The sequence below is a fragment of the Candidatus Amarolinea dominans genome, assembly GCF_016704685.1.
Classification (GTDB): Bacteria; Chloroflexota; Anaerolineae; order SSC4; family Amarolineaceae; genus Amarolinea; species Amarolinea dominans.
Map to the genome: position 1 here is coordinate 47573 of NZ_JADIZS010000022.1, position 13355 is coordinate 60927.

General features: G+C 65.0%; 9 protein-coding genes. 8 read left to right on the plus strand and 1 reads right to left on the minus strand.

Annotation, left to right across the window (positions count from 1 at the left end; genetic code table 11):
* The first annotated feature begins 142 nt into the window (after positions 1–142).
* The 8 genes from tkt (at position 143) to IPF85_RS15575 (ending at position 12154) form a co-directional block, all read left to right on the plus strand.
* Entirely contained in the window at positions 143–2146 is a 2004-nt protein-coding gene (gene tkt, locus IPF85_RS15540) for a transketolase (protein WP_343408989.1), read from the plus strand.
* Positions 2147–2179: 33 nt separating this feature from the next.
* Entirely contained in the window at positions 2180–3868 is a 1689-nt protein-coding gene (gene pgi, locus IPF85_RS15545) for a glucose-6-phosphate isomerase (protein WP_343408990.1), read from the plus strand.
* Positions 3869–3936: 68 nt separating this feature from the next.
* Positions 3937–5616, plus strand: a complete 1680-nt coding sequence (gene pgm / locus IPF85_RS15550) for a phosphoglucomutase (alpha-D-glucose-1,6-bisphosphate-dependent) (RefSeq protein WP_343408991.1) — start codon at positions 3937–3939, stop codon at positions 5614–5616.
* Between the two features lie 14 nt (positions 5617–5630).
* A complete protein-coding gene (locus tag IPF85_RS15555; RefSeq protein ID WP_343408992.1) occupies positions 5631–6575 on the plus strand; it encodes an ATP-binding cassette domain-containing protein in 945 nt (314 codons plus the stop codon).
* 15 nt (positions 6576–6590) lie between these two features.
* Positions 6591–7844: an ABC transporter permease gene (locus IPF85_RS15560; protein ID WP_343408993.1), complete on the plus strand. Its 1254-nt coding sequence runs from the start codon at positions 6591–6593 to the stop codon at positions 7842–7844.
* A gap of 29 nt (positions 7845–7873) precedes the next feature.
* Positions 7874–9064 (plus strand): ABC transporter permease, encoded by a 1191-nt coding sequence (locus IPF85_RS15565; protein ID WP_343408994.1) that lies wholly within the window; start codon positions 7874–7876, stop codon positions 9062–9064.
* 62 nt (positions 9065–9126) lie between these two features.
* On the plus strand, positions 9127–10320 hold the full coding sequence (locus tag IPF85_RS15570) for an ATP-binding protein (protein ID WP_343408995.1): 1194 nt from the start codon (positions 9127–9129) through the stop codon (positions 10318–10320).
* A 280-nt stretch (positions 10321–10600) separates the two neighbouring features.
* Entirely contained in the window at positions 10601–12154 is a 1554-nt protein-coding gene (locus IPF85_RS15575) for an AAA family ATPase (protein WP_343408996.1), read from the plus strand.
* Positions 12155–12265: 111 nt separating this feature from the next.
* Here IPF85_RS15575 and IPF85_RS15580 read toward each other — a convergent pair whose 3' ends face one another.
* Complete coding sequence (locus IPF85_RS15580) at positions 12266–13309, minus strand: nitrogen fixation protein NifH (protein ID WP_343408997.1); 1044 nt, start codon at positions 13307–13309, stop codon at positions 12266–12268.
* Positions 13310–13355: the final 46 nt, after the last annotated feature.

A 13355-nucleotide genomic window follows, 5' to 3' on the forward strand; every position in this document is an offset into this window, starting at 1 on the left:
TGCGCCGAAGGCGGAGATGGGCAGGGGCGTTTTCTGAAGATCCTGTTTCCTGCCGACGATGACAAAGGTGAATGCAGGCGCTTTGACTGTCAGGCATCCCCGTGCGATAATGGGAGCGATATCTAAATTCGTGAGGATTGTCATGCAGGAAACCAAAGAACTTCAAGCATTAGCTATCAATACCATTCGCTTCCTTTCTGCGGACGGCATTCAGCAGGCCAATTCGGGACATCCGGGCTTGCCCATGGGCGCGGCGCCCATGGCCTACGCAGTCTGGACCCGCCACCTGCGCCACAACCCGGCCAACCCGGCCTGGGCCAACCGCGACCGCTTCATCCTGTCCGGCGGGCATGGCTCCATGCTCCTGTACAGCCTGATCTACCTGACCGGCTATGATCTGCCGCTGGACGAATTGAAGCGCTTCCGCCAGTGGGACAGCCTGACGCCCGGCCACCCGGAGTACGGCCTGACGCCCGGCGTGGATGCCACCACCGGCCCTCTGGGGCAGGGCCTGAGCAACGGCGTTGGCATGGCTATCGCCGAGGCGCACCTGGCCAAGGTCTATAACCGGCCGGGATATGAAATCATTGATCATTACACCTACGCCATCGTCACCGATGGCGATCTGATGGAAGGCGTCGCCGCGGAGGCCGCGTCGCTGGCCGGTCACCTGGGCCTGGGCAAGCTCATCTACCTCTACGACGACAACCGCATTTCCATCGAAGGCTCCACGGAGATCGCGTTCACCGAAGACCGCGGCAAGCGCTTCGAGGCCTACGGCTGGCATGTCCAGGCTGTGGCCGACGGGCTGGATGTGGAGGCTATTGACCGGGCCATCCAGACCGCCAAAGCGGACCCGCGGCCCTCGCTCATCGTGGTGCGCAACATCATCGGCTACGGGCTGCCCACCCGCCAGGGCACCGCCAAGGCGCATGGCGAGCCGCCAGGCGACAAAGAACTGAATGCGGCCAGGGACAACCTGGGCTGGCCCCAGGAACCCCGCTTTTACGTGCCCGATGAGGCGCTGGCCTTCTTCCGCCAGGCCGCGGCACGCGGCGCCGAGCTGGAACAGGCGTGGCAGCAGAAGTTTGCAGCCTACCGCGCCGCGTTCCCCGAACTGGCCGCCGAACTCGAGCGCCGCCTGGCCGGCCAACTGCCGGATGGTTGGGCCGACACCCTGCCCGTCTTCCCGCCCGATGCCAAAGGACTCGCCTCGCGCGCCTCATCTGGCAAGGTGCTCAACGCCCTGGCCGACCGCCTTCCCGACCTGGTTGGCGGCTCGGCCGACCTGGCGCCCTCGACCGTCACCTGGATGAACAACAGCCCTGCGTTTGCCCCTGATTGCCGCGAAGGACGCAACCTGCATTTCGGCGTGCGCGAGCACGGCATGGGCGCGGTGGTCAACGGCATGGCCTACCACGGCGGCATCATTCCCTTCGGCGCGACGTTCATGGTCTTCTCCGATTACATGCGCCCCGCGCTGCGCATGGCTGCGCTTTCGCACCTGGGCGCCATCTTTATTTTTACCCATGACAGCATCGGCGTGGGCGAGGATGGCCCCACCCACCAGCCGGTGGAGCAGATGGCCGCGCTGCGGGCGATCCCCAACCTGACGGCCCTGCGCCCCGCGGACGCCAACGAGGCGCGCGAGGCCTGGAAGATCGCCATCGAAAATCGCCACCGCCCCACGGCCCTGGTGCTGACCCGACAGAACCTGCCTACGCTGGATCGGTCCGTCGTCGCGCCGGCCGCGGGTGTGCGCAGGGGCGCTTACGTGCTGGCCGACCTGGGAGAGGGCCAACCACAGATCATCCTGATGGCGAGCGGCTCGGAGGTGAGCCTGATCGTCGAGGCCGGACAGCGCCTGGCCGCACAGGGCGTCACAGTTCGCCTGGTTTCGTTCCCCAGTTGGGAGCTGTTCGGCGAGCAGGACGCCGCCTATCAGAACGCGGTGCTGCCGCCGGAGATCACGGCGCGGCTGGCGGTGGAAGCCGGTGTGACGATGGGCTGGCATCGTTGGGTTGGCTCACAGGGCCGTGTGCTGGGCATTGACCGCTTTGGCGCCTCGGCCCCCGCGGCCACGGTCTTCGAGAAATTCGGCTTCACGGTGGAAAACGTGGTGAAGATCGCGGAAGGACTGCTGTAGAGCGTAACTGCTCAGGATGTAAAGGTGGCAAGTATGCCTGTACTCAAAGAATTGCCTGCCTGGCAGGCATTGGCTGCGCATCAAAGGGAGATGGCCGCTGTCCACATGCGGGATCTCTTTGCCCAGGATCCGCAGCGCTGCGAGCGTTTCTCGCTGCGGCTGGGCGACATCCTGCTCGATTACTCCAAGAATCGCATCACCGAAAAAACGATGGCGCTGTTGCTCGATCTCGCACGCCAGGCCGGCCTGCAAGCGAAGATCGAAGCGATGTTCTCCGGTGAAAAATACAACAACACGGAAAAGCGCGCGGTGCTTCACATTGCCCTGCGCAACCGCGCCAACCGGCCGATCCTGGCGGATGGTGTGGACGTCATGCCCGCGGTCAATCGGGTGCTGGCGCACATGCGCGAGTTCAGCCAGGCGGTGCGGTCGGGCGCGTGGCGCGGCTACAGCGGCCAGGCCATCACCGATATCGTCAACATCGGCATCGGCGGCTCGGATTTGGGGCCTAAGATGGTCTGTGAGGCGCTGAAGCCCTACGGCGGGCGGTCGTCAGGCCCGCCTCTGCGCGTCCATTTCGTTTCCAACGTAGACAGCACCGACCTGGTCGAAACCCTGAAACTCGTCAACCCGGAGACCGTGCTGTTCCTGGTGGCTTCCAAGACTTTCACCACCCAGGAAACGATGACCAACGCGGGGACCGCGCGGGCCTGGTTCCTGGCCGCGGCCGTAGGGGCAGGTCTTGCGCCTGCCCAGGCCGAAGCCGCGGTGGCCAGGCATTTCGCGGCCATGTCCACCAACACGGCCGCGGTGACGAAGTTCGGCATTGACCCGAAGAACATGTTCGAGTTCTGGGACTGGGTGGGCGGCCGCTACTCGCTGTGGTCGGCGATCGGCCTCTCGATTGCGCTCTACCTGGGGATGGACAACTTCGAGGCGCTGCTGGCCGGCGCGCATGCGGTGGACGAACATTTTCGGTCGGCCCCGTTCGACCAGAACCTGCCTGTGATCCTGGGCTTGCTCGGCATCTGGTACAACAACTTCTTCGACGCCCAGTCGCACGCCATTCTGCCCTACGACCAATACCTGGTGCATTTTCCGTCCTACTTCCAGCAGGGCGACATGGAGAGCAACGGCAAGGGCGTCACCCGCAATGCCGAGTGGGTGGACTACACGACCGGCCCGATCATCTGGGGGCAGCCCGGCACCAACGGTCAGCATGCCTTTTACCAGTTGATCCACCAGGGTACCAAGCTCATCCCGTGCGACTTCCTGGCCGCGGCCCAAAGCCACAACCCGCGGGGCGATCATCATTCCATCCTGCTCTCGAACTACCTGGCCCAGACCGAAGCGCTGATGAAGGGCAAAACGACGGCGGAGGCCCGCGCCGAGCTGATCGCCGCGGGCAGGCCGCCCGGGCCAGAGCTGGACAAGCTGGCGATCCACAAGACCTTCACCGGCAACCGGCCGACCAACTCCTTGCTCTATCCGAAGCTGACGCCGACCGTTCTCGGCTCACTCATCGCGCTGTACGAGCACAAGATCTTCACGCAGGGCGCGATCTGGGATATCAACTCCTTCGATCAGTGGGGCGTTGAGTTGGGCAAGCAGCTCGCCACGGCCATCTTGCCGGAGCTGCGGGCCGAGGGCGATGTATGCACCCACGATGCTTCCACCAATGGCTTGATCAACGCGATCAAGCGGTTTCGAATCGAAAGTTGAAGATTCGATTCCCGGAGAGAAGGGATGAACCTGTTGACTCTATTTCTAAGCGAGAAAGGAGCTTTGCCATGAGCTTACACCTGCTGGCGGGCAAGCCGGCCCCCTTCGAGACCCTTGTCAATGTGCCGCGCCTGATTTCGGCCTACTACACCGGGGAGCCGGATCCGGCCAACCCGGCGCAGCGCGTGGCCTTCGGCACCTCCGGGCACCGCGGCTCGTCCCTCAAGGGCAGTTTCAACGAAAGCCACATCCTGGCGATCTCGCAGGCCATCTGTGAGTATCGCCGGGCGCAGGGCATCACCGGCCCCCTCTTCATCGGCATGGACTCGCACGCCCTGTCGGAGCCGGCGCTGATGAGCGCGATCGAGGTGTTTGCCGCCAACGAGCAGGAGATCATGATAGATGCGGACCGCGGCTACACCCCAACGCCGGTCATCTCCCATGCCATCCTCACCCACAACCGCGGCCGGACGAGCGGACTGGCCGACGGCGTGGTCATCACACCCTCGCACAATCCCCCGGACGACGGCGGCTTCAAGTATAACCCACCGAGCGGCGGCCCGGCCGACACAACCGTCACGAAGGCGATACAGACCCGCGCCAATGAGATTCTGCAGAATGGGATCCTGCAGGACACAGCGCGCACCGTCAAGCGCATGCCGCTGGCTCGCGCCCTGAAAGCCGGGACCACGCACCTCTACGATTTCATCACCCCCTACGTGGCGGACCTGCGCCACGTCATCAACTTCCCGGCCATCGTCGCGTCTGGCCTTCGGATCGGGGCTGATCCTATGGGCGGCGCCAGTGTGGCCTATTGGGAGCCGATTGCGGAGACCTACGGCTTGAACCTGACCGTGGTCAATCCAAGAATAGATCCTACCTTCTCCTTCATGACCGTGGACAAGGACGGCAAAATTCGCATGGACTGCTCGTCGCCCTATGCCATGGCGAGCCTGATCGGGCTGAAGGACCGTTTCGACATCGCCTTCGGCAACGACACGGACGCGGACCGGCATGGCATTGTCACGCCCAGCGTCGGGCTGATGAATCCAAACCACTACCTGGCCGTTGCCATCTGGTATCTGTTCCAGAACCGGCCCGGCTGGCGAGCGGACGCGGCCGTGGGCAAGACGCTGGTGTCCAGTTCTATGATTGACCGCGTGGCAGCCTCCCTGGGCCGACGGTTGTGTGAGGTGCCCGTGGGCTTCAAGTGGTTCGTGGATGGCCTGGTGGACGGCTCCTTTGGCTTCGGCGGCGAAGAGAGCGCGGGCGCGTCCTTCCTGCGTCAGGATGGCGCCGTGTGGACCACCGACAAGGATGGCATCATCCTCGACCTGTTGGCGGCCGAGATCACCGCGGTGACAGGCCGCGATCCGGGCGAGCATTACCGGAACCTGACCGCGCAATTCGGCAGCCCGGTCTATGAACGCGCCGATGTCGTCGCCACGCCGGCCCAAAAGGCCGCGCTGGAACGGCTGTCGCCAGACATGGTCGCCGCGCAGGACCTGGCAGGCGAGCGGATCGTTGCCAGGCTGACCCGTGCGCCCTTCAACCAGGCGCCAATCGGCGGTTTGAAGGTGGTCACTGAGAACGGCTGGTTTGCGGCCCGGCCGTCGGGCACGGAGGACATCTACAAAATCTATGCGGAGAGCTTCCGCGGCGCGCAGCACCTCCAGCTGATCTTCAGCGAGGCGCAGGAGATCGTCGCGGCGGCGTTCAACAAGGCAGGAACAACGTCTTCGACGTGAAGGACGGGATACATATGTCTCCAATTCTCGAAGTTTATGAACTGGTCAAGCAGTACGGCAACTTCACCGCGGTGAAAGGCATTTCCTTCGCAGTCCAGGAGGGTGAGATCTTCAGCCTGCTCGGCCCCAACGGCGCCGGCAAGACCACCACCATCTCGGTGCTTTCCACCCTCTACGCACCCACCCGCGGGGATGCAGTCATCGCCGGCCATTCCGTGACCCGCAGTCCGATGGATGTGCGCCGGGCTATCGGCGTTGTGCCGCAGGAACTGGCCCTTTACGACGACCTGACCGCCCGCGAAAACTTGGTCTTCTGGGGCCAGATGTACGGCCTGGCCGGCAAGGCGCTGGCCGCTCGCGTGGACGAGGTGCTGGCGCAGATCGGCCTGACCGGGCGCGCCAAAGAGCGCGTCAAGACCTACTCCGGCGGCATGAAGCGCCGCGTCAACATCGGCGTTGGCCTGCTGCACAAGCCCCGGCTGCTCTTCATGGACGAGCCGACCGTCGGTATTGACCCGCAGTCCCGCCGCGCCATCCTCGACTCGGTCAAGGAGCTGAACCGCCAGGGCATGACCATCCTCTACACCACCCACTACATGGAGGAGGCCCAGGAGCTTTCGCACCGGGTTGGCATCATGGACCACGGCGAACTGATCGCCCTGGGCAGCCAGGCCGAGCTGACCCGCCAGGTGGGCGAGAACGAGACCCTGGTCCTGCACGTCGGCGCGGACGAAGACGCCGAGGCGCTGGCGCAGTCGCTGCGCCCCATTGCAGGCGTTTTGCAGGTCAACGTCACCGATCACGAGATCGCGCTGACTACACACCAGGCGGAGGAAATCCTGGCGCCGGTGGTGACGCGCGCCAACGACCGCGGCATCAAGATTCATTCCATTGACATGCGCGAGCCGAACCTGGAAGCGGTGTTCCTCCAGCTAACCGGCCGCGGCCTGCGCGATTGACCAGGGAGCCAGATCATGAAAAAGCTCATCCTCATCGGTCTCAAAGATGTCAAACTGATCTTCCGCGACCGCGCCGCGCTCACCTTTATGCTCCTCGCGCCCTTTCTGCTGACCATCGGCCTGGGCTTCGTCACCGGCCAGATGGGTCGCAGCAGCACCGGCGGGCTGGCGGCCATCCCTGTGCTGGTCGTCAACCAGGACGACGGCCAGTTGGGCCAGGCCCTGGCAGACCTGCTCCGATCTGAAGATCTGGCCGGGCTGCTGCTGCCCACGCTGGCGGCGGATGCGACCGGGGCTCGCGGCCAGGTGGATGCGGACCAGGCGGCCGCGGCGGTCATCGTACCGGCGGGCTTCAGCGACAGCATCATTCCCCGCAGCGGTCAGACGCCGTCCGGGCAGGCGGTGAAAATCGAAGTCTATAAAAACCCCGGCCGGCCGGTGAGCGCCGGGGTGATCCAGGCCATCGTCGAAGGGTTCATCAGTCGCGTGGAGACGGGCCGCGTGGCCGGCCAGGTGATCGTCGTGCAGGCGCTGACCGCCGGCCTGATCGCGCCCGACCAGGCGCAGGATTTCGCCGTGGCCGTAGGCCAGCGCCAGACCGCAGCGTCTGCAGCCGAGCCGCTCATCCGGCTGCAGTTCTCTGCCAGCGGCGAGGAACAGCAGCCCTTCAACCCGATGGCCTACATGGCGCCGAGTATGGCGCTCCTGTTCCTCATGTTCACCGTCACCAACGGCGGCCGCTCGCTCCTGGCCGAAAAGGCGCAGGGCACGCTGGCGCGGCTGCTCATCTCGCCCACTACCGGCGCCCAGGCGCTGCTCGGCAAACTGTTCGGCGCCTATCTGACCGGCGTCTTGCAGATGCTCATCCTGATCCTCACCGGTTCGCTGTTGTTCGGCCTGCGCTGGGGCGACCCGCTGGGCCTGCTGGTGCTCATCCTGGCCGCGGTGTTCGGCGCGCTGGGCTGGGGCATGCTCATCACCGCGCTGGCGCAGACGCCGGGCCAGGTTTCCGCCGTCGGCACGGCTGTCATGCTCACCTTCGGCATCCTGGGCGGCAGCTTCGTGCAGACCAACATCATGCCATCGTGGTTCCAATGGCTCAGCAGGGTCACGCCCAACGCCTGGGGGCTGGATGGCTTCACCATCCTGGGCCTGGGCGGCACCCTGGCCGATCTGGGCCGGCCCCTGCTGGGGCTGCTGGTGATGGGCCTCGTCCTGGCCGCCGCGGCCATCGCCCTGTTCAACCGCCGCTCGCTGCTGCAAGCCTGAGGTGAGAAGCAAATGAGTTGGGAGTCGTCATGAAAATTTTGAGCATCATCTGGAAAGACACCTTGCTGCGCTTTGCGAGCAGGTCGGAACTGCTTTTTTTCCTCATCCTGCCCATCGTCTTCACTTTCATTCTGGCCGGCGGCACGGGCGCGCCGGCCGACAACCGCATCCACCTGTTGGTGGCCGACCAGGCCGGGTCGCCCCTTTCGCAGCAGATCATCGCGGAGCTGGCGAAATCGGAGTCGGTGCGGCCTGAAGTGGTGACCCTGGCGGAGGGGGAGGCCGCGTTCGCAGATCGCGCCGCCTCGGCCCTGCTGGTCATCCCGGCCAACTGCGACCTGGCCGCCCTGGAGACGGGCGAGATCGTCCTCGACCTGCGCCAACTGCCCAACAATCTCAACGGCGCGGCGGCCGGCCGCTCGGTGCAGGCCGTGCTCTACCGGCTGGGCAGCGCGGTCAGCATTGGTCGCCAGGCCGTGGCGGAGGCGGAGCGCCTGCGGCCCTTCGCAGACGAGGCCGGTCGCAGCGCCTTTTTCGACGCCGCCCTGGTCGCGGCCCAGGATCTGATGGCGCAGGCGCCGGACCGCCTGGAACCGGTCCTGGCCAGCACCGAGGATCCGGTCAAGTACGACCCGGCCGCCAACTCCTCGGCCGGGCAGTTGATCACCTGGGTCTTCATCCCGCTCATCGGCATCTCGGCCGCGTTCGCGTTCGAGCGGCAGACCGGCACCCTGCGCCGTCTGCTGACCACGCCGACCGGCAAGGGCGCCTTCCTGCTCGGCTCCATCCTGGGCAACGTCTTCTGGGCGTTGGTGCAGATGACCCTGCTGATCCTGTTCGGTGTCGTTGTCCTGCGCGTGAATTGGGCGGATCAGCCGGCCGGGCTGGCGCTGGTGATGATCGCCTCGACGCTGGCCGCGGCCGCGCTGGGCGCCATGCTCGGCGCCTTCGTCAAGACAGCCAGCCAGGCCAACGGCCTGAGCATCATGCTGGGCATGGTCATGGCCCTGTTGGGCGGGTGCTGGTATCCCATCGAGCTGTTCCCAGAAACGGTGCGCACGGCCGTCAAGGTGCTGCCCACCACCTGGGCCATGCAGGGCATGACCGATCTGCTGCTGCGTGGGCAGGGCGTGATGGGGGTGCTGCCGGAGGTGGGCGTCCTGCTCGGCTTTGCCGCCATCTTCTTCGCGGTGGGGGTGGCGCGCTTCCGGTACGAGTGAGATCAGAGAAACACCCTGAAAATCCGTCTTGACAAGACGGATTTTCAGGGTATAATGACGCCATGATTTTTCCACGACCACAATTACAGCAAGACATCACACATGCGCTGACGCGCAGCCGGGTCGTCGCGCTCATCGGACCGCGCCAATGCGGCAAGACGACCCTGGCCCGCGAGTTCGTCCCCGCGGACTCAATGAACTACTTCGACCTGGAAGACCCGATCAGCCTGGCCCGGCTCGACCAGCCCATGACCGCCTTGCAGGGTTTGACCGGATTGGTGGTGATTGACGAAATCCAACGCCGGCCCGAGCTTTTTCCACTGTTGCGCGTGCTCTGCGATCGCACGCCCCTCCCGGCGCGTTTCCTGATCCTGGGCAGCGCCTCGCCCGCCATGCTGCGCCAATCATCAGAAACACTGGCCGGCCGGCTGGAGATCATCCGCATGGCCGGTTTCAGCCTGGCCGAGGTCGGCGTCGAGATGCAAATGCGCCACTGGCAGCGCGGCGGTTTCCCCCTCTCTTTCCTGGCTGCATCGGACGCTGACAGCCTGGCCTGGCGCCGGAACTTTATCCAAACCTTTCTGGAACGAGACTTGCCACAGTTGGGCGTGAGCATTTCCGCGGCCAGCATGTTTCGTTTTTGGAACATGCTGGCCCATTACCACGGCCAGGTCTGGAATGCCGCCGAAACCGCGCGCAATTTCGAGGTCAGCGAGTCCACGGTGCGGCGCTACCTCGATCTGCTCGAGGGCGCCTTCATGGTGCGCCAGCTTCGGCCCTGGTTCGTCAACCTGGGCAAGAGGCAGATCAAGTCACCCAAACTCTATTTTCGGGATACCGGCATCCTGCACCAGATGTTGGGCCTGCGCGAGGAACGTGATCTCTGGCTGCATCCCAAGAGCGGCGCCTCGTGGGAGGGCTATGTGATCGAAGAGGTCATCAAGGCGGTTGATCCGGACGAGGCCTACTTCTGGGCCACGCACTCCGGCGCAGAGCTTGATCTGCTGCTGTTCACTGGTGGCCGTCGCGTGGGCGTCGAGTGCAAGCGCATGGACGCGCCGCGGCTCACCCCTTCCATGCGCAGCGCGCTGACGGATCTGGCGCTCGATCACCTGATCGTCCTCTATCCCGGTGAGCGCCCCTATCCCCTGGCCGAGCGCGTCACCGTGTTGCCCCTGGCATACCTGGCGCAGGGAAGCCAGGCCCTGGACGCGGCGTTGGCTGTCCACGGCGCCACATGGATCAGCCCGCCTTGATCTGCCCCCCGACCCCCCAACTTTGGGGGAGACGCATTCCCCCAGGATTGGGGGGCAGGGGGGCACTCCGGGCGCTATCGAGACCATTCTCACTGCCTGGCTGAGCAGTTACCGCGCGGCTCTGATTGCCAGCCGCGGGGCGAAGATGCTATAATCTCCCTGGGGCGCTATCTCACCCTCAACGCGGCGCGGCAGACGGGCAGGACCACCCTCTTTCGTGAGGCGGAGGTGGAGGCTGGTTGATCATTGACGAGTTCGACGCGGTTCAGGAGGAGGTGCAATGATGCTCAAACTGTTGCCCATCGGCATCCAGAGCTTTCGCAAGCTGATCGAAGGCGGCTATCTGTATGTGGACAAGACGCGCTGGATCTACGAACTGATCCGCAACCCCTCGGGCGTCTATTTCCTGGCGCGGCCGCGACGCTTCGGCAAGAGCCTGCTGATCTCGACCCTGGAGGAGATCTTCCGCGGCAACCGACCGCTCTTCCGCGGGCTGTGGCTCGACGACCAGCCCTACGACTGGCAGCCCTTCCCGGTCATCCGCATGGATCTCAGCCTCTATCGCGCCGAGAACGCTGAGCACCTCAAGCTCGTGCTGGCCGAGATGCTGGGCGAGTTGGGGGAACGGGCCGGCATCGCGCTGGGGCCGGGCGACCACCTCAAGCGCTTGCGCGAGCTGGTCTGGCGGCTGGCGGGCGACGGCCGCGTCGTGATCCTGGTAGACGAGTACGACAAGCCGCTGCTCGATCACCTGGACGACCTGGCCGAGGCGCGCCGCGTGCGCGAAGTGTTGCGCGGCTTCTATGGTGTCATCAAGGGCATGGACGCCCACATTCGCTTCGTTATGTTGACCGGTGTGAGTAAATTCAGCAAGGTCGGCGTCTTTTCGGGATTGAACAACCTGGAGGACATCAGCCTGGACACTCGTTTTGCGACCTTGCTCGGCGTGACCGAGGCGGAACTGCTCGACCATGCGACCGGCTATCTGGCGCAAATGGCCGATCAGGAACAGGTTGCCTTCGATGCGCTGCTGGCGCAGGTGCGCAACTGGTACAACGGTTTCTGCTTTGCGGCCGATTGCCAATCGGTCTACAACCCCTTCTCCTTGTGGCTCATGCTCAGCCAGAAGCGATTCGGCAATTTCTGGTTTGACACGGGCACGCCGACCTTCCTGATCAAGTTGATCGAGCAGCGCGGCTACGACGTGCGCGAGCTGGGCAACCGCGACTCAAGCGACCTGGCCTTCAGCGCCTACGATCTGGACGAGCTGCCGATCGTGCCGCTGCTCTACCAGACCGGCTACCTGACCATCAAGCGCTACGATCCGACCAGCCGCCTCTATCGCCTGGGCTACCCCAATTACGAAGTCGAGCACGCCTTCCTGACCTACCTGCTGGCTGCGTTCACACCATCTGACATCGGCGCGGCCGGCGCGGAGTTGTGGCGGCTGCGTGAGGCGCTGCAGGCGGCCGATTTCGATCAGGCCTTCGCCATCCTGCGCGCCTTCTTCGCCAGCATCCCCTATGACATCCAGATGCCCCAGGAGCGCTATTACCAGACCGTCTTTTACCTGGTGTTCCGCCTGTTGGGGCTGCAAACCGGCGTGGAGGTGCGCTCCAGCCGGGGTCGGGCCGATGCGATCGTCGAGCTGGCCGAAGGGGTGTTCATCTTCGAGTTCAAGCTGGAAGGAACCCCGGCCGACGCGCTGGCCCAAATCCGGCGGCAAGGCTACGCCGAGCCGTACCTGGGCAGCCTCAAGCCGGTCTACCTGATCGGCGTGCGCTTCGACCTGGCTCAGCGCACCATCGCAGGATGGGAAATGGCGCGCAACTGAACAGGTGTCGGTCATCGTCCCCGTCTACAACGACGAGCGCTTCCTGACCGGGGCGATCCAGTGTGATCCCTTCGGCCAGCAGGCTGATCATCAATCGTATCGGCCTGCTGCTCAAGCAGGCGGTGCGTGATGACCTGACCCCCGCGCCGCCGCCTTCGACGCCCGCAGCGCACGCAGTGTGACCCACGGGTTGGGCTGCTTTTTGGCCCCGAAGTCGGTCCAGGTCTTGCCGGCGTAGTCGTACTCCAACGGCCAGCGCCCCGCGGCATCCTGCTTGGCGCGGATCACATCGAACGCGTGGGCCAGGCGCGGGTCGTGACCGTAACCCAATGCGACCAGCGCTTCGACGTTTTGCAGCAGATCGGTGACGTAAAAAACGGGAAAGCCGAACTTCCACCAGTTGCTGCTGGGCTTCTCGGCCCAGCCATTGGGGTATCCGGCCAGGGCGGGGTCTGTGCCCAGCAGGAAGGCGATCCCGCGGCCGATGGCCCGTTCCATGGCGGGTGTTCGCCTGGCGGCCGGCCAGCGCCCCAGGGCCAGCATCACCTTGACCGCGCCCCAGGCGCACGGCAGCTTGTTGTTCGACCCGCAGGCGAAGTCCGGACCGCATTTGCCCGCGTAGTAGCGGACCGGCGCACTCTTTTCCTCCAGCGGTGCGATCCCCTCGCCGGTGACGCTGCGCGCCAGCCAGTCGAAGGCGGCTTCCAGCCGCGAATCGGCGCAGCCCAGCTCCAGCAGCGCCCAACAGAGGTTGCCCTGCAGGCAATCGGCCGTGCCGGAGGGCGCGCCGTTGACCGAGAACTGACCGCCGGGCGTCAGCGCGTGATCCAGCAGGTAGGCGCAGGCCCGGCCGATGCGCTCATCTTCACTGCTCGCAGCGCCCAACTGCGCCAGCAAGATGACTGCCCAGACGGAGCCGCGATACTTGGGATAGTAACCGGGGCCAGGCTCGGCCCAAAAGCCGGCCGCGTCCATCTGTGCGAGGACGGCGGCAATCGGCCCGGCGCGGTGTGCGGCGCGGCGCGCCTCCGCCAACTGCGGGTCATCGGCCGGCCGATCGAGCAGGTCACGCAGCGCCAGGTAGCGCACGCCCGGCCCATTCTCGGCCAGCAGCCAGGGGAGCGGATCAGCTTTCAGAAGAGTTTTCCCGGTCATGGATTGCCTCCGAAGACATCGAATCAAAGCTCCATTCTCGTTGAGT